A 14,593-nucleotide genomic window follows, 5' to 3' on the forward strand; every position below is an offset into this window, starting at 1 on the left:
TTCTCCTGTTCGTGGGGTTGAGCCGGGGCGGGCGGGGTCAGTGGTCGTTGACGATGTGGACACCGGTTCGGGTGGTGGAGTCGATGGCCGGGGCGAGGAAGCTGTGGGCGAGGTAGAAGCCGAGCAGGACCAGGACGGCGACGATCCACAGGCGGACGGCGAAGAACTTGATGGCCATCCAGGCGAGCAGGGCCAGGACCACGACCAGGGGCAGCGAGATGGTCATCTGCGTTTCCTTGTTGGCTAGTTGGGGGTGCAGCGGTGGGTGCGGGCGGCGAGTTCGGCGGCGGGGCGGTTGTGGTAGTCGGCGGAGAAGTCGCAGCGCGGGGCGGTGCACACGGCGGCGTAGCGCAGGTGTCCGCGCTGGTCGTAGTGGGTGCCGACTTGGACGGGTCCGATGCGGATCACGTCGCGGAAGCGGGTGGGTCGGGGCATGGGCTCAGGTCTCCTGTCAGGTGAGTTGGGCGGTGATGGCGGCGGCGAGCTGCGGCGGGATGCCGAGCCGGTTGCGTAGGGTCGCGGTGTCGATCGGGGAGCCGGTGCGGGTGGCGTGTTCGTCGGCGACCTTCCGCGCGTGGGCCAGCAACGGCGCAGGCACCGCAGCAGCGGGGGCGGTCGAGTTGGCCGATTCGGCCGGCGCGGGTGCCGCACTCAGGACCGGCGCCGGGGCCGGGGTGGGTGCGGGCAGGTAGACGGGCTCCGGCGTCGGCTCCACCGGGACCGGGGCCGGGGCCGGAGCAGGTCCGGGGGTCGGATTGACCTTGGCCGGTTCGGCGGGGGTGGTGGTGTGGGCGAGGAGGGTGCCGCCGAGGAAGGCGGCGGCGGGCCATCCGGCGACGAGGATGCGCAGCCAGGAGGGGACGGCGTGCAGGTCCATGAGTCCGGCGGTGGCGACGTTGGCACCGAGGGATGCGGTCAGGGCGACGATGAACCAGACCCAGGCCAGGCGGATCGGTGCGCCGGTGGCGCGGTTAGTCCGCAGCCTGCGCCAGGAGGCGACGAGCAGCAGGTCAACGGAGACGGGGTAGGCCCAGCCCTTCCAGCCGTGCTGCCCGGCGGCGGTGGCGATGTCGTGCAGGTGAGCAAACGACAGGGCGGCGGCGATCAGGGCCTGAACAAGGACGGGGTTCACGCGGGCGAGGGCGCGGCGCATGTCGGTTCACCTCCAGGTGGGTTGGGGCCGGGACCGGGCGGGGCGAGGGGATGGCCTGCCGCCCGGTACCGGCGGTCGTGGGGTGGATCAGTTCGGGTCGGGGACGGTTTCGCCGGTGCCCCAGCAGGCCAGGCATGCGCCTTGCTGGGAGCCGACGTTGCGCTGACGGCGGCCCACGCGGACCGTTGTGGAGACCAGGCCGGTCCCCTCGCACGGCTCACACGGCACGGGGGCCGGGGCGGGCTTGGGTTTCGCGGGGGTGCGCTTGCGGGCGGTGGCCATCGGTCAGTCCTGCCGGGCAAAGTCGTGCCCGGCCGGGGGGTAGGTGCCGCGGTTCCAGGCCGAGTGCTCCGCTTCCAGCGCGGAGGCCACGACCGTGGCGAACTGGTGGTCGTAGGCGGCGGTGCCCTTGCGGGACCAGACGTAATGCTTGAGGCATTCGTAGAGGTCACCCAGGCGGTTCACGTCGTCGCGGCGCGGGTCGCCCTCCGCGAAGTAGAGGTCCGGCACGTCAACTCCTTCCGGTTTCGGGCATGGTGGGGGTAGGGACAGGGCGCGAAGCGGTCACGCCGACTGTGGTGCAGGGGGTGTTAGTCGGTGACCGGGATGGGCTTGACCAGCGAGGGGTGGTCAGTCACCGGGGCCGGGACCGGGCGCGGCGGGCGGAACTGTGCCAGGGCCGCGATCTCAGGGGTCAGGTGGGCGAAGGTGCGGCAGGTGGCGGCCGCGTCGGCCAGGGTCAGGAACGGGGTGCGGATGCGGGACCAGCCACCCGAGGTGTTCCCGGCCACCGCGACGCCGGGCCGGTCGGGGTGGATCTCGCAGGCCGCGGCCATGGCCTCGGGGGCGATGTCGCCCAGGCCCATGCGGGCGGTTTCGATGTCGTTGACGCGGTGCACCACCCGGCCGGTGAGCTGCGCGCGGAGCATCGTTGCTCCCTTGCCCAGTTCCGAGCCGAAGCGCTGCCCGCAGGCCTCGATGAACATCCCTGCCGCGCGGCCGAGTTGGGCCAGGCGGATCAGGTCGGTGACCATCTGGTCGCGGCGCTTCTCCTCCTTCGCGGACGGCACGAAGAACAGTTCCGCGACCTCATCGATCAGCAGCACCAGCGGCACTGGGCGCACCGACTCCGGCAGGCCCCAGATGTCGGAGGTGATCGACTCCGCCGGGGTCGCATCCGGCAAGCCCTGCCAGGAACGGATCAGGTCGAAGCGCTCCTCCATCTCCGCCACCAGGGCGGGCAGGAGCTTCGCGGCCTGCTCCTGATCGGTGGCCAGCGCCGTGAAGCGCGGCGCGAACGGGGCTTGTTCCACCCCGCGCTTGCAGTCGATGCCCACCAGGGCCACCGGCTGCGGAGCCAGTCCAGCGATCAGGTTGCGCACATACACCGACTTGCCCGACAGCGTGGCCCCCAGGGTCAGCGCGTGGGGCACGACGAGGTATTCGCGCAGGAACACGGTCGCGTCGTCGCGCACCGCCACTGGGATCGACAGCGGCCCGGCACCGGGGGTTTTGCGGGGCATGATCACCTTGCGCAGGACGTCGAAGCCCACCAGCCGCAGTTCGACCGTGCCGGGCTTGACGGGGTGGACGTGGACGCCGTGCACGCCCCAGGTGTGCCGCAGCCGCTCGGTTGCCGCGGCCACGTCGTCCGGTTCCTGTCCTGGGGCCAGGCGCAGGCGGACCCGCAGGCCGGTGGTGGTGGGGCGGATACGGCGGATCTTCGGCGGGACCGGGCGGATCTCCCGCTCACGGGACGCGGCCCGCAGGACCAGCAGCCGCAGCCGCGAGGGCGGGACCGTCAGCCCGCAGGCCTCCATGGTCGAGCGGTAGGTAGCCGCGAAGCGGACCAGGACCAGCGGCAGGCCCACCAGCGCCCAGAACACGCCCGGACGTACCCGACGCGCCACCTCCAGCCCAGCCACCACGGCTAACAGGCCGATCAGGATCAGGATCTGCTCTGCGGTCATGGCAGGTCAGCCCTTCGCCGTCACGGGAGCCATCGCGGTCACGGCAGCGGCGCGGAAGGCAACGCCGGAGCGCTTCTCCCCGCCGAAGGTGTTCTCCCACGGCCGGGCCACCAGACCAGTGAGCCGCACCGGCATGCCGGGGGTCAGGCCCTCGGGGATGCCGGGCTCGGGGACGGACAGGGACAGGACCTCGGCCGCACCGTCCGCGATGAACGTGACGTCCACGAGCATCATCGTCGCACCGGTGTCGGCATCGGTGGCCAGCTCACCGGTCTTGCGGTCCTTGATCTTCGGCCCACGCAGCAGAGCCAGCATGATCATGGCATTCGACGTGTCCACGGGGATGGAACGCATTGGGCAACTCCCAGAGTCGGCACCCGGCACTCACACCGAGTAGCAGGATGTCTATGACAGTACTCACAGAAAAACTGCGAGTCAAGAGAATCTGCGAGTAGCAGTCCTGCTGTGATTCTGGGACTCTGTCTGTGACTACATAGGAGGCTCCATGAGCAGCGGGTTTGGTCTGGTCGTCCGGTTCGAGCTGCACGATGCGACAGCAGCAGCCGGGTTCGATCAGCTCGTGTCGCAAACGGCGGAGGGCATCAAGGCCCACGAGCCGGGAACGTTGATCTACGTGGTGCACACCGTCCCCGATGAGCCCAACGTCAGGGTCTTCTACGAGCTGTACGCCGATCGCGACGCCTTCGACGCCCACGAGCAGCAGCCCCACACGAAGCACTTCCTTGCCGAGCGAGAGCAGTACATCAACGCCCTGCAGGTCACCTTCCTGGACGCACAGGCAGGCAAGGGGCCGGTGGCAGCGTGACCGCTGAGGACGTCGCGTTCGGGGCCAGAGTTGCCGCGTACCGCAGGGAGCGAGACAAGAGCCAAGCCGAGCTTGCGGCAGAAATCGGCCGTACTGCGAGTTGGCTCTCACAGGTGGAGCGGGGCATCCAGCCCGTCAACCGCCTTCCTGTGCTCCGCATGCTGGCCGATGCCTTGGGGGTCTCGCGCGCGACGCTGCGGCCCGACCTCCCCGAGCTGGACGCGCCGTCCTCCGCGATCGCGGACGAAGTAAAGCCAAACGACCTCGACCAGGCCCGGCTGCTCCTGTCCGGCCATCCCGTGCCTGAGGTTCTGCTCTCAGACCAGACGGGCAGCAACCGGGCCAGCCTTCCCGAGCTGCGAGCAGCAGTTGATCGCATCTGGGATCTGACACACGCCGACAAATTCGCGGAACTGAGCGCCAGTCTCGGACCCCTGATCCCGCGGCTCGAGCGGGCAGCCCGCACCGCACCGGCCAAAGACCGCCCTGAACTGTGGCAACTTCTGGGACGCACCTACCAGGCCCTTGCCGCGGCGTTCGTCCGCCAGGACGAGCCAGATGCCGCATGGGTGGCGGCTGACCGCTCGATCAGTGCAGCCGAACGGTCCGGCCAACCGCTTCAGGTCTTCGCTGGCATCTATCGACTCTCGCAGGCATTCGTCCGCCTCAAGCGTCTCGACCAGGCTGAGCATGCCGCCACCACGGCGGTGAATGCCTTGCATCAGTACACCGAGGTGGATGGCGAACCTGAGGCACTTTCCGTTCTTGGCGCTCTCCATCTTCAGCTCGCCACCGTGCACGCGAAGGCGGGTGACCGTGCCAAGGCGCGGGATGAGATCGGGCTAGCCCGGGCCGTTGCCCGGCGAATCGGCGAAGATCGCAACGACTTCAATCTCGAATTTGGCCCTACGAACGTTGAGATCCAAGCCGTTGCCAGCGCTGTCGAGCTGGGCGATGCCGGTGAGGCCATCGACATCAGCCAGGGCATCGACGCGTCTGGCCTCTCGGTAGAGCGGCGGGCACGCTTGCTGATGGATCTAGGCCGGGCCTATGCCCAGCGACGCCAGCCAGGCGAAGCTCTGGAGTACTTGCTCCAGGCTGAGGAGCTTGCTCCAGAGATGGTCAGTACTCACATCGCGGCGCGCGAGACGATTCGCGAACTCATGCTTGTCGCAGGGAGGTCAGCTTCGCCAGAGCTGCGCGGACTTGCCGAGCGTGCTGACGCCAAGCCGTAGCCAGCGGAGCTGTTCCAAGTTTCTCCCCTGTATCAAGGCACCCGGCGTCGCTGCCGCTCCGCCGGGCGCGGGGTCCGGCGCGCTCGCGCGCCGCTCCTGTCTCCGCCCCGCTCCGCGCGGCTCGCCGGACCCCGCGCCCGCAAGAGATAGGCCAAGGGGCATGCAGGGCGAACCCCGAGCGGCCAAGGGTAGTGCCGAGCGCAGTGGCTTCAGACGATGCCTCCGGCGGGGAACGCCCCGGCTCCGGGATGACCACGGTCCAGCCAGCGCGTTCAGGTTGGTTCTGGTTGAGGTGTGGAGCTGCTATCCCGTCTGCCGTCGCCCCAGGCAGAGCCGAGCAGGCCTGCCCCCTGGGTGTCCAGGTCGTACGTCCAGTAGGGCGCTCCACCTGGACACCCAGGGGGCAGGCCCGCTCCACCGAGGTGTGGGACGACGGCAGACGGGATAGCAGCGGGCATCGTCGTGCCCTTGCGGAGCCGCACCTTCCACCTTGGCACGCCAGGCTGATCGGTAGCTATGTGGACAGAGTCTTTCGTGAGACTCCAGAGGCCAACGGATAGTTCTGCGATCACTGGGCATCGATCGGCAGAGCCGGCCATAATCCGGTACATGCCTGCGGATGCGAGTGACTACGACGAATCAAGAGCTCCCGATGGCACCCTCTGGTGGGAGTTGTCCTATCGGCCAGGCACGCAGCGACCATTTGGGCAGGTCGGTCGAGTTGCCGCCTATCTGTGGTTCCGCAAGGAACTAGGGGACACTTTCACAATGCGTGAGCTCCGCTCCGCCCTCGGATCAGATCTCGAAGGAAGCTCCGAGCATCTCAACCGGCGGCTGCGGGAACTCCGGGATGCAGGGTGGGAAATTCCCTCCAATAAGGATGACCGCCAACTCCCGCCGGATACCTACCGGGTAGAGGTGAAGGGTGCCAAGCTTTGGATTGACGAGGAACGCGCTGCTCAGCAGGCATTCAGGCCTTCTCAGCGTGTCCGGCGGATCGTTCTCGATCGTGACGGATCACGCTGCCGGGTATGCGGAATTGGGGTCGGTGAATCCTACCCAGGGGAGCCGAATGCTAAAGCCCGTCTTACGATTGGGCACCGTGTGCCTCAGGAAAGGCTTCGGTCTCGCGGTGCCGCCGATGATATCGATAACTGGCGAACCGAGTGCTCGCGGTGCAATGAGACAGTTCGAAACGAACTTCCGGATCCCGAGCAGTACGACGAAGTAGTTGCCGAAATCAGGCAGCTCAGAACTGCAGAGCTCCGTCAGCTTTCTAGCTGGATGCAAAGTGGCGAACGAAGCCGATCGCGACTTGATCAAGCATACGATCGCGCCCGAAATCTCTCACACAACGAGCGCGAACAGCTGATGTCATATCTGCAACGGACTTTGGGTGAATCCTAGCTAATGCGCGAACGCTCCTCGGCAAATCGTGCATGCCGCTCATGGTCGGCCTGGCCAGTGAATCCCTTGAAGCCCGTGAGCTGATACGCGCGGCCCTCGATCTGCTCTACTTCATCGATTACAAAGTCTCGAGCAAGAGTTGCCATCCGTCGCTCGAAAGTCGCGGAATCAATCTTCTCGCCGGACAGCTTGACCAATTCTCTTTCGGTCAGGAAAGTTGAAGTCGCCTTTAGTGCAAGATAGAGGTGATCATGCATGACTTCGTTCTCTACATCAGCAACGTCTTTGGGCTGACCCTTGCGATTCAATGCATTCGCGATTGATGTGCCCACTGCGCGGGCCACCGGCGGCGGAAAAGCGTTTCCAATCTGACGGTAACGAGTAGTCTTACGGCCCGTGAAAGTCCACTCATATGCTGGTTCAGCGCCCCAGCCTTGGATGCGGGCGACCATCTCGGTCGTGAGCTTTGGGACAAAGTACCGAGGATGAGAGGAGTTTGGCGGCGCATCGGCCACTCCGAGGGCGTCCACTCCAAGGGCACGCCAAGCTGCCTTCGCCCGTGTCGGTCCCAGGTCAGCGCCACCGTGCTTTTTGGAGCCGCCAACGATGGTCGGAGCAATGCCAGTCGCGCCCTTCGCCCAGTCGGCAGCTCCGGACCAACCATCTGCCGCCATTAGCTCATAAAGGGCGCTTCCCACAGACCCAACGAACGGCGATTCGTCTGGCCATTCGAACCACTGCGCATCTTCATGCCGCATAGCAACTAGGACGAAACGAGGACGCAGCTGAGGCGTCCCGTAGTCGCTGGCGTGCAGTAGCTTCCAGTCGGACCAGTAACCCAGTTCCTTCAGTCGGTCCTTGACGTGCTGACGGTAGGCCGAAAAACGTGGCATAGATAGGCCGCGTACGTTTTCCAGGAGAAGCGCCCGCGGCTTTACATTGCCCGCAAGTTCAACGGCCCACGCAAAGAGATCACGTTCGTCCGCGGCGCCGAGCTGCTTACCGGCAATCGAAAACGGAGGGCATGGGACGCCACCAGCGAGGAGGTCGATTCCCACGTATTCCTTCGGATTCCAGACGCTTTCGTCGGCAACGTCACCAGAACGTACATCCCATTCCCTGTTTGCGCGAAGCGTGGCCACAGCGTTCTGGTCAAGCTCGACAGCCAAGGCATGGTCAAAGCCTGCCAGTTCAAGACCGAGCGCCTGTCCTCCAGCGCCCGCACAGATCTCCAGGGCGGACAGATCAGCCACGCTCGTACCTCCGGATCGGGACCTACAACAGGACTACTATCCTGTCTCATCGAACACCACGCGTCTGACACTCGTGAGTACGATGTGACTGATGGCCCACAGTAGCGATCCAACTGCCTTGCAGCCTCCGACGCCAGGCCGCTCGCGCAACATGGCTGCGATCAAGCGCAGGGACACCAAGCCTGAGCGCGAGATCCGCTCGCTGCTGCATGGTGCAGGCAAGCGGTACCGCGTCGATGTTCGCCTGGACCTGGATGGCGTGCGCCCCCGGCCGGACATCCTGTTCACTCGTGCGAAGGTTGCCGTCTTCGTTGACGGCTGTTTTTGGCACTGCTGCCCCGAGCACGGCCGACAGCCAGGCGTGAACGGTCAGTACTGGGGGCCAAAGCTTGAGCGTAACGTCGCCCGTGACCGAGCTGCAGATGAGGCCCTTACGGCAGCAGGATGGACCGTTGTGCGCGTCTGGGAGCATGAAGTGCCCACCGAGGCAACATGGCGCATCATCCGGGCGCTCGACACCAAGAGTGAGTCAGCCCCACCCAAGCTGAGGCCGACCAGTGAGTGATTGTACGTGCGTGCCCCCGGCGTGCCCCTTGGGGCGGAGCCAGGCGGTAAACCACGGGAACCCGCGGCACATTTGATCATGTGATGCTACGCGTACGGCGGGGCTAACGTGCAGGTCAAAGCTGGTTTCCCCCGGCTGGTTCGGCAACGCTTCCCAAGCTCAGAGCGCGAGTTCGATTCTCGTCACCCGCTCCAATACAAAGCCCCAGGCCAGTAGCCCGGGGCTTGCTCGTAGTCCAGCCAATTTCGAGGCTCCGCACCATAGCTGACCTACTCGACCGGCTGCTTCTCCAGGCGCGCGGCGAGTTCCGCCAAGTCGGTGAAATCCAGCTCCCGGCCGCCGGATCCCGGCAGGAGGACATGGAGCGGGCGCGTCCACGGGGCGGGGACGGCGTCGAGTCCGTAGACCGCGCCGGCGAGGCCGCCGGTGACGGCTGCGACGGTGTCGGTGTCGCCACCGAGGTCGACAGCGGTGCGGAGGGCGGCGTCGAAGGAGGTGGTGGTGCGTAGGGCCCAGACAGCGGAGCCGAGGCAGGGCCAGACGGCGCCGTTGAACTCGGTGGCCTGGTCGGGGTGCCAGTCGGGGGCCAGGACGACGGCGTAGCGCTCGCGCTGGTCCGGGTCGATCAGGGGCAGGATGTCGGGCAGGGCGGCGAGGGGGTCGTCGCCGTCCAGGGCGATGCGGACGAGTTCGTGGAAGATCGCGGTGCCCTCCCAGGCGGCCGGGTCTCCGTGGGTAAGGGCGGCGATGCGGCGGGCCGCGTCCATAGTGGTCTGCTGCCCGGAGCGGGCGAAGTAGACGGCGGAGGTCGTGGCGCGCATCAGCGAGCCATTGCCCGCGGCGCGGTGGTGGGTCTGGAAGTGAACGGCGGCGGCTTGGTCCCAGGGGTAGCCGTTGGTCAGCACGCTCTCGGTCTGGAGGCCGATGTCCATGGGGTCGTCGGTGGCCCAGCGCTGGAAGCGGTCGAAGATGTCCGGTAGGTCCAGGCCGCCGCGCTCCAGCAGGGATTCGGCGAGGTGGACGGCCATCTGGGTGTCGTCGGTGGCCTCGCCGGGTTCCCAGCTTCCACCTCCGCACATCTCCTTGTCGGGGTCCGGTTGCGGGAAGCGCTTGGAGAACGTGCGTTCCCTGCTGAACTCGAAGGGCGCACCGAGCGCGTCACCGACCGCCGAGCCAACGACGGCACCTGTCACCCGCTGGTTGCGATCCATGGCGGCAGCCTAGATGCGGTGGGCAGGGGACGGCACGGGGGTTTCTGACACGGGCCGGTGTTCAGTGTGGGCCGAGTGCGGCGGCCCATGCGGTGAGCGCGGTGAAGTCGTCCGGCAGCAGGCCGAAGCTGGGGTCGATGCGTCGGAGCAGGCTGGGGCCGCGGTGGTGGGCGGTTGCCCAGGCACGGTCTGCGTCGGTGATTTCGTCGTCCACCCAGGCGAACGGTCGGTCGGCGGCCCAGGCCAGCAGCGGGCGCGTCTTCCAGTGCAGTGCGCCAAACTCGTCGTCGTCCGAGGGGTCTGGCCAGTCCACCACCGGAAGCTGCGGCAGTCCGAGGCGGGGCGCGACGCACTCGTTGGCGTCGGCCATCCAGGTCGTGGCCCAGACCAGTTCGTACGGCAGGGCCGCGAGGAGGGGGCCGAGCGCGGGATCGATTCTGGCAAGGAGTGGGTTCGCGCTGACGCCCCGTAGTTCGGGCGGGGTCCGGTACGTCGGATACCCGTCCGGGAGTTGCTCCGGTGTCGCCCCGAAGGGGATGAGCGGTCCGTCGACGTCGAGGAAGAGCAGTGGGGGCAGTACTGGGCTGGTCACGGCTGCACGGTAGCCGTTCAGCGGTCTATGCGCCGGCCGACGTGGTGATTGAGCCGTCGGGATTGAAGCGGAGGATCCGAGGTGGGCCCATGGACTTCACGGCCCGTTCGAGAGCGGCTCGCGCCAGTGCTGGATCGGGGGCGTGGGGGGCGGTCACCCGGTAGCCGTTCAGTGGGATGGTGTACGGGTCCACATCGTCTGGGTGCGGCTGGCCCTCCAGGATGAATCCGGCCAAGGTGCGCAGGGCGTCCTCGCCGAGTTCGAGGGGATGGAACGGCAGCGGATACGGTTCCTCGTCCTCCCAGTCGGGGTCGGGGTCCACCGGGTGCTGACCGGCCCAGTACGGCGCTTCGAAGGCGTAGGGCGTCCCGATGTTCTCCATGATTCCGCTGTCGGGGGACAGGCTGAGGGAGCGGATGAGCCGGCCGTCCTCCCAGACCGCGAAGGTGAGTGCGTCCACCACGCTGTGCATGGCGTGCAGGACGAGTCTCCGACCGGCGCTCGCCTCGACAAGGTGAGCGGGCAACTCGGACGGGAGGTAGTCCATCCACTGGCGGTCGCAGATGACCTCCGCGTCCTCAAAGGCGGCCAGGTAGGAGACTCCATCGGGTGGGTAGGTCCCGTCGCCGAGAGTGTTGCCGTCTGCGGACTGAATCTCGCAGCCCGGGTGGACGCGGGCGAGAAGTGCGGCCGTGCGGCGGGCGTCCATCGTTGTCGCTCGCCGCAGGGCGTCGGCCGCCGCACCGTGCGAATAGATCAGCAATCCCGTTTTCGCGCCCATGAACTACGCCTTCCCCCAGAGGACTCACGCGCAGCCGCACGTGCCAGCAACAAGCTACCGATCAGGGCTGACATCGCAGGGTGCCCCTTCCGTATCGACCCTCCCCGAAGCTCGGCGCACCACCCGCGCACCGGTAGGAGCGGTACGCAGGAGTCAACAGTGGCCATGGCCGACCCTTGATCGGGGCGACATGGTGGAGGCTGTATCGCCCTGACCTGGGGAAATGCGGTCAAGGATCTTGAGATTCCCAAGCTCAGAGCGCGAGTTCGATTCTCGTCACCCGCTCCACAGAAAAGGCCCGGCCTAGGGACATGATCCCCAGGCCGGGCCTCTTTGCTGTTCGAGCGCAAATCATCGGCCGCGCCCCTTGCGCGCTCCTCGTAGCAATCACCGTTCCTCGGGCTGCCCAACCGTTCCCCGACCGCGCATGCCGGTCGAGGTCGGACAGATCCCCGCGTGCGGCTGAACCGGCCGTACCTCGCGGCGGGCGGTGGCCCGGTCGGGCATGACACGCGGTCTGGACGGTGCGACGGTCAGCCCGCACGCGTCCATGACCGAGCCGTAGGAACCCAGCAGCCGCGCGGTGGAGAGCGGCAGGCCGACTGTGCACCAGTAGGCGGCGGGGCGCTGGGCCCGGAGGTAGGCAGCCCCACCACCGAGCGCGGCGACCGGACCACCCACCTCCATGAGCGTCAGTAGGTCCGACATTCCGTCAGGCCCCGATCGCCATCGGGAAAGCACCGGCCATCACGGCTGTGGCACGGAACGCGATGCCGTGCCGCTGCTGGCCGTTGAACGTGCTCTCCCACGGGCGGGCCACCAGACCGGGCAGCGAGACCGGCGAACCGAGGGCCAGGCCCTCTCCCACCCCGCTCTCCGGAATAGTGACCTTGATCAGCGAGGACTCCCCGTCCTCGATGTAGACGACCCCGACCGTCTTCAGCGTCTCGCCGCTGACGGCGTCCTTGGCGATCTCGCCGGTCTGCCGGTTCTTGACCTTGGTCTCCGGGGCCTCGGTCAGCAGGATCGTTGCCGACGAGGTCTCAACTCGAATGGAACGCAACGCCTTCTCCTCATCAAGACAGCTACTCGTCTATACAAGTAACACTGGTTGCAACCGGCGAAGCTGGCTGCGGGAACCACTGTGCCACGGGAGTCAGCTACTCGTCTAGATAAGTTGGCGTGTTGCCGTGTACGAGTTCCAGGAGATGACACCGGCGACCCCGCTGGCGCCCCCATCGACCCTCAGGTGGCAGGCAGTTGGTAGGCGAGAACATAGGCGTCCGCCGCCATCAGCGTGTCGCAGACCTCCACCGGACGGCCCTCGGTGTCGTACGCCGTGCGGATCAGGTGGATCACCGGTACTCCGGACGCCAGGCGGAGCGTCTTGACCTCCTCCGGGGTGGGCATGCGGGCGCTGACCTCCTCATCGAAGTGGTCGAGGCGGTGGCCCAGCTCTTCGAGGCGGGCGTAGATGCCACCGGGGCCCGGGTTGGGCTCGGCGATCGGCGTGTTCCGCGCCAGGTCGAGCGGGAGGTACGACACGGCGAACTCGACCGGCCGCCCGTCGAGCAGGTAGCGGCGACGCCGCGCGAGGACCTTGCGGGCACCCCCCAGGCGAGTAGCGATGTCCTGGGACGGCTTCTCTTCGCGCACCACCAGGCCGTCGACCTCGGCGTGGCCCCCGACCGCTTCCGCTTCCACGGTGAAGGCCGACTTGCCCTGCTCGCGGTGCCGGCGGGCGAAGCGGTCGGAGGCGAGGCGCCGGACCGGGGGGCGCGGGCGGACGAACACGCCCTTGCCGTGCTCCGACGCAACCAACCCCTCCCCCTGGAGGACCGAGATCGAGTTGCGGATGGTCATCCGCGATACGCCGTAGTGCTCGATCAGCTCCGTTTCGGAGGGGAGCTTGTCCCCCTCGGCGAAACGCCCCTTGTCGATCGCCTCACGCAGCTGGTCAGCGATCTGGCGGAACACGGCGCGGTCGCTGGTCGCATCAAGCGCACCGAGCAGGCCGGAGGAGAGAGGCGGCATTTGCACTCCTTAGGACATCTAGACGAGCAGGTGAGTTTTATTGCTACGGTGGAGAGCCTAGCCATTCGAGGGGACTGAGGAACGTGAGCACTGACCGCCCCCACTCCGTGAGCGTCGCCGGAGTCATCGTCGACGACCGGGGCCGCGCGCTTCTGGTTCAGCGCCGGGACAACGGCCACTGGGAGCCCCCGGGCGGCGTGCTCGAACCGGAAGAGACGATCCCCGACGCCCTCCAGTGCGAGGTGCTGGAAGAGACCGGCATCAAGATCGCGCTTCCGGCCGTCCTCACTGGCGTGTACAAAAACATGACCGGCTTGATCGTGTCCCTCGTCTTCCGCTGCGAGGCCCTCGACGGCAACCTGACCACCGGCGACGAGACCCGCGCACTTCGCTGGGCCAGCCGCGACGAGGTCACCGACCTGGCCGACGAGGCATATGCGATCCGCGTCCTGGACGCATTGGACGCCGTGGCACCGGCAGCCGTCCGAGCGCACGACGGCGTCAAACTCATCTAGCTCGAAGCGACTACCCATGGCGGCCCACCAGCATAAAGGAACTTATATGGACGAGTATATGAGTAGTCCACGGGTCTGGGGGCTCAGTTGCCCAGGTTGCCCACAAGAAATCAGCCGGGCCCGCCGCTGGGTGAGCGAAATCCTCCGCGAGACACCATGCGCCGACGACGCCGCCCTGATCGTCAGCGAGCTGAGCACCAACGCCCTCCGCCACACCGCCAGCTCCGACGGCGGAGGCACGTTCCTCGTCACCGTCACTGTCTGCCCGGACACGCTCACAGTCGCCGTGACCGACGGAGGCACCAAGCTCCACTCCCCCGAAGTGCAGCAGGCCGGCGCTGATGCCACTCACGGCCGCGGGCTCGACATCGTCCACGTCCTCGCCCACCAGGTCGCGATTACCGGTGACCACCTCGGGCGCACTGTCACCGCCGTACTCCAGATCCCGGCTCAGTGACCACCGCTCCACCCCACCCCCATTCCCCCACCTGCTGGAAGGCATCCCATGACCATCCAAGCCGCATCTCTGATCCACCGTGGCTACCGCAGCGAGTGCCGCTCCATGAACCCGGCCACAGGCGAAGGCCCCGAACTGGTGGCCCTCCACAACGCCACCGACGCAGCACAGGCAATCCGCTGGATCCGCCACGGCCTCGGCACCATCCTCTACACGGTCGACCCCAACGAGCACGACCACCTCACCCGCTGGATGGCCAGCGATCACGCCCAAGCCGTCGCCGCCCTGACCGGCGGTCAGCCCATCACCATCACAGCAACCTTCCCAGGCTCACACCTTGAGTGGACCGCCCGCCCGGTGCTCTACCTGCCTCTGCTTCCACCGCCCGGCAAGCCAGTCATCCGCTACACCCTGCTCTGCGCCTTCACCAACCGGCGCTCGGAGTTCAGTGAGTAACAACCTTCTCTACGAGTTCAAGGCCCGTCGTCGCTAACGCTCCTCCGGGCGCGCGGCGCGTCCAACGCGCCGCCGCTCCTGTCTCCGCCCCGCTCCAGCGCGCCAGCCACCCCGCGCGCCCAGTTGCTCAGACAGGGA

19 protein-coding genes and 1 pseudogene are annotated in these 14,593 nt (G+C 67.1%); 7 read left to right on the top strand and 13 right to left on the bottom strand.

The genetic code is table 11. The features are described 5' to 3' along the window. Nucleotides 1-37: 37 nt before the first annotated feature. From GXW83_RS33125 to GXW83_RS33150, 6 genes are all read right to left on the bottom strand, one after another. Nucleotides 38-226, bottom strand: a complete 189-nt coding sequence (locus GXW83_RS33125; protein ID WP_182446736.1) for a hypothetical protein — start codon at nt 224-226, stop codon at nt 38-40. Nucleotides 227-243: 17 nt separating this feature from the next. Next, nucleotides 244-435: a mobile element transfer protein gene (locus GXW83_RS33130; RefSeq protein ID WP_182446738.1), complete on the bottom strand. Its 192-nt coding sequence runs from the start codon at nt 433-435 to the stop codon at nt 244-246. Nucleotides 436-451: 16 nt separating this feature from the next. Next, nucleotides 452-1,153 (bottom strand): DUF2637 domain-containing protein, encoded by a 702-nt coding sequence (locus GXW83_RS33135; protein ID WP_182446740.1) that lies wholly within the window; start codon nt 1,151-1,153, stop codon nt 452-454. Nucleotides 1,154-1,438: 285 nt separating this feature from the next. After that, on the bottom strand, nt 1,439-1,663 hold the full coding sequence (locus GXW83_RS33140) for a hypothetical protein (RefSeq protein WP_182446742.1): 225 nt from the start codon (nt 1,661-1,663) through the stop codon (nt 1,439-1,441). 80 nt (nt 1,664-1,743) lie between these two features. Then, nucleotides 1,744-3,123: an FtsK/SpoIIIE domain-containing protein gene (locus GXW83_RS33145; RefSeq protein ID WP_182446744.1), complete on the bottom strand. Its 1,380-nt coding sequence runs from the start codon at nt 3,121-3,123 to the stop codon at nt 1,744-1,746. 6 nt (nt 3,124-3,129) lie between these two features. Beyond that, entirely contained in the window at nt 3,130-3,477 is a 348-nt protein-coding gene (locus tag GXW83_RS33150; RefSeq protein WP_182446746.1) for a hypothetical protein, read from the bottom strand. A gap of 151 nt (nt 3,478-3,628) precedes the next feature. Here GXW83_RS33150 and GXW83_RS33155 point away from each other — a divergent pair, with 151 nt between their 5' ends. The 3 genes from GXW83_RS33155 to GXW83_RS33165 all read left to right on the top strand — a co-directional run bounded on the left by GXW83_RS33155 (nt 3,629) and on the right by GXW83_RS33165 (nt 6,591). Then, nucleotides 3,629-3,949: a putative quinol monooxygenase gene (locus GXW83_RS33155; RefSeq protein ID WP_182446749.1), complete on the top strand. Its 321-nt coding sequence runs from the start codon at nt 3,629-3,631 to the stop codon at nt 3,947-3,949. Then, entirely contained in the window at nt 3,946-5,184 is a 1,239-nt protein-coding gene (locus tag GXW83_RS33160) for a helix-turn-helix transcriptional regulator (RefSeq protein ID WP_182446751.1), read from the top strand. The genes GXW83_RS33155 and GXW83_RS33160 overlap by 4 nt, the downstream gene beginning before the upstream one ends. A gap of 768 nt (nt 5,185-5,952) precedes the next feature. After that, nucleotides 5,953-6,591 carry an HNH endonuclease gene (locus GXW83_RS33165; RefSeq protein ID WP_225447602.1) on the top strand — a complete coding sequence of 213 codons (639 nt, stop codon included), beginning with the start codon at nt 5,953-5,955 and terminating at the stop codon, nt 6,589-6,591. On the opposite strand, the gene GXW83_RS33170 is transcribed toward GXW83_RS33165, so the two are convergent. After that, complete coding sequence (locus GXW83_RS33170) at nt 6,588-7,844, bottom strand: DNA cytosine methyltransferase (RefSeq protein ID WP_182446754.1); 1,257 nt, start codon at nt 7,842-7,844, stop codon at nt 6,588-6,590. The two genes, GXW83_RS33165 and GXW83_RS33170, sit on opposite strands and share 4 nt — an antisense overlap. 91 nt (nt 7,845-7,935) lie before the next feature. On the opposite strand from GXW83_RS33170, the gene GXW83_RS33175 reads away from it, so the two are divergent. Further along, nucleotides 7,936-8,409: a very short patch repair endonuclease gene (locus GXW83_RS33175; RefSeq protein ID WP_182446756.1), complete on the top strand. Its 474-nt coding sequence runs from the start codon at nt 7,936-7,938 to the stop codon at nt 8,407-8,409. 269 nt (nt 8,410-8,678) lie between these two features. Here the strand turns inward: GXW83_RS33175 and GXW83_RS33180 are convergent, their stop codons facing one another. The 6 genes and pseudogenes from GXW83_RS33180 to GXW83_RS33205 all read right to left on the bottom strand — a co-directional run bounded on the left by GXW83_RS33180 (nt 8,679) and on the right by GXW83_RS33205 (nt 13,027). Beyond that, entirely contained in the window at nt 8,679-9,620 is a 942-nt protein-coding gene (locus GXW83_RS33180) for an ADP-ribosylglycohydrolase family protein (RefSeq protein WP_182446758.1), read from the bottom strand. A 61-nt stretch (nt 9,621-9,681) separates the two neighbouring features. Next, nucleotides 9,682-10,212: an HAD domain-containing protein gene (locus GXW83_RS33185; RefSeq protein WP_182446760.1), complete on the bottom strand. Its 531-nt coding sequence runs from the start codon at nt 10,210-10,212 to the stop codon at nt 9,682-9,684. Between the two features lie 25 nt (nt 10,213-10,237). Next, nucleotides 10,238-10,993 (bottom strand): hypothetical protein, encoded by a 756-nt coding sequence (locus tag GXW83_RS33190; RefSeq protein ID WP_182446762.1) that lies wholly within the window; start codon nt 10,991-10,993, stop codon nt 10,238-10,240. A gap of 417 nt (nt 10,994-11,410) precedes the next feature. Beyond that, a pseudogene (locus tag GXW83_RS33195) lies at nt 11,411-11,701 on the bottom strand (conjugal transfer protein TraS); the annotation flags it as partial. 4 nt (nt 11,702-11,705) lie between these two features. After that, entirely contained in the window at nt 11,706-12,056 is a 351-nt protein-coding gene (locus GXW83_RS33200) for a hypothetical protein (protein ID WP_182446764.1), read from the bottom strand. Nucleotides 12,057-12,238: 182 nt separating this feature from the next. Beyond that, nucleotides 12,239-13,027: a GntR family transcriptional regulator gene (locus GXW83_RS33205; RefSeq protein WP_182446766.1), complete on the bottom strand. Its 789-nt coding sequence runs from the start codon at nt 13,025-13,027 to the stop codon at nt 12,239-12,241. A gap of 107 nt (nt 13,028-13,134) precedes the next feature. On the opposite strand from GXW83_RS33205, the gene GXW83_RS33210 reads away from it, so the two are divergent. Genes GXW83_RS33210 through GXW83_RS33220 form a run of 3 tightly spaced genes read left to right on the top strand, consistent with a single transcriptional unit; the run spans nt 13,135 to nt 14,455 of the window. Beyond that, a complete protein-coding gene (locus GXW83_RS33210; protein ID WP_182447719.1) occupies nt 13,135-13,542 on the top strand; it encodes an NUDIX hydrolase in 408 nt (135 codons plus the stop codon). A 58-nt stretch (nt 13,543-13,600) separates the two neighbouring features. Continuing rightward, a complete protein-coding gene (locus tag GXW83_RS33215; protein WP_225447603.1) occupies nt 13,601-13,999 on the top strand; it encodes an ATP-binding protein in 399 nt (132 codons plus the stop codon). A 48-nt stretch (nt 14,000-14,047) separates the two neighbouring features. Then, the gene (locus GXW83_RS33220) at nt 14,048-14,455 is read left to right on the top strand and encodes a hypothetical protein (RefSeq protein ID WP_182446769.1); all 408 of its coding nucleotides are present in this window, start codon (nt 14,048-14,050) and stop codon (nt 14,453-14,455) included. Nucleotides 14,456-14,593: the final 138 nt, after the last annotated feature.

Origin of the sequence: Streptacidiphilus sp. PB12-B1b (genome assembly GCF_014084125.1) — a bacterium.
Classification (GTDB): domain Bacteria; phylum Actinomycetota; class Actinomycetes; order Streptomycetales; family Streptomycetaceae; genus Streptacidiphilus.

Coding starts and splice junctions, on each gene's coding strand:
- GXW83_RS33205 (WP_182446766.1), bottom strand. CDS start 13,027: ATGCCGCCTCTCTCCTCCGGCCTGCTCGGTGCGCTTGATGCGACCAGC.
- GXW83_RS33180 (WP_182446758.1), bottom strand. CDS start 9,620: ATGGATCGCAACCAGCGGGTGACAGGTGCCGTCGTTGGCTCGGCGGTC.
- GXW83_RS33220 (WP_182446769.1), top strand. CDS start 14,048: ATGACCATCCAAGCCGCATCTCTGATCCACCGTGGCTACCGCAGCGAG.
- GXW83_RS33135 (WP_182446740.1), bottom strand. CDS start 1,153: ATGCGCCGCGCCCTCGCCCGCGTGAACCCCGTCCTTGTTCAGGCCCTG.
- GXW83_RS33125 (WP_182446736.1), bottom strand. CDS start 226: ATGACCATCTCGCTGCCCCTGGTCGTGGTCCTGGCCCTGCTCGCCTGG.
- GXW83_RS33145 (WP_182446744.1), bottom strand. CDS start 3,123: ATGACCGCAGAGCAGATCCTGATCCTGATCGGCCTGTTAGCCGTGGTG.
- GXW83_RS33150 (WP_182446746.1), bottom strand. CDS start 3,477: ATGCGTTCCATCCCCGTGGACACGTCGAATGCCATGATCATGCTGGCT.
- GXW83_RS33130 (WP_182446738.1), bottom strand. CDS start 435: ATGCCCCGACCCACCCGCTTCCGCGACGTGATCCGCATCGGACCCGTC.
- GXW83_RS33165 (WP_225447602.1), top strand. CDS start 5,953: ATGCGTGAGCTCCGCTCCGCCCTCGGATCAGATCTCGAAGGAAGCTCC.
- GXW83_RS33190 (WP_182446762.1), bottom strand. CDS start 10,993: ATGGGCGCGAAAACGGGATTGCTGATCTATTCGCACGGTGCGGCGGCC.
- GXW83_RS33215 (WP_225447603.1), top strand. CDS start 13,601: ATGAGTAGTCCACGGGTCTGGGGGCTCAGTTGCCCAGGTTGCCCACAA.
- GXW83_RS33175 (WP_182446756.1), top strand. CDS start 7,936: ATGGCCCACAGTAGCGATCCAACTGCCTTGCAGCCTCCGACGCCAGGC.
- GXW83_RS33155 (WP_182446749.1), top strand. CDS start 3,629: ATGAGCAGCGGGTTTGGTCTGGTCGTCCGGTTCGAGCTGCACGATGCG.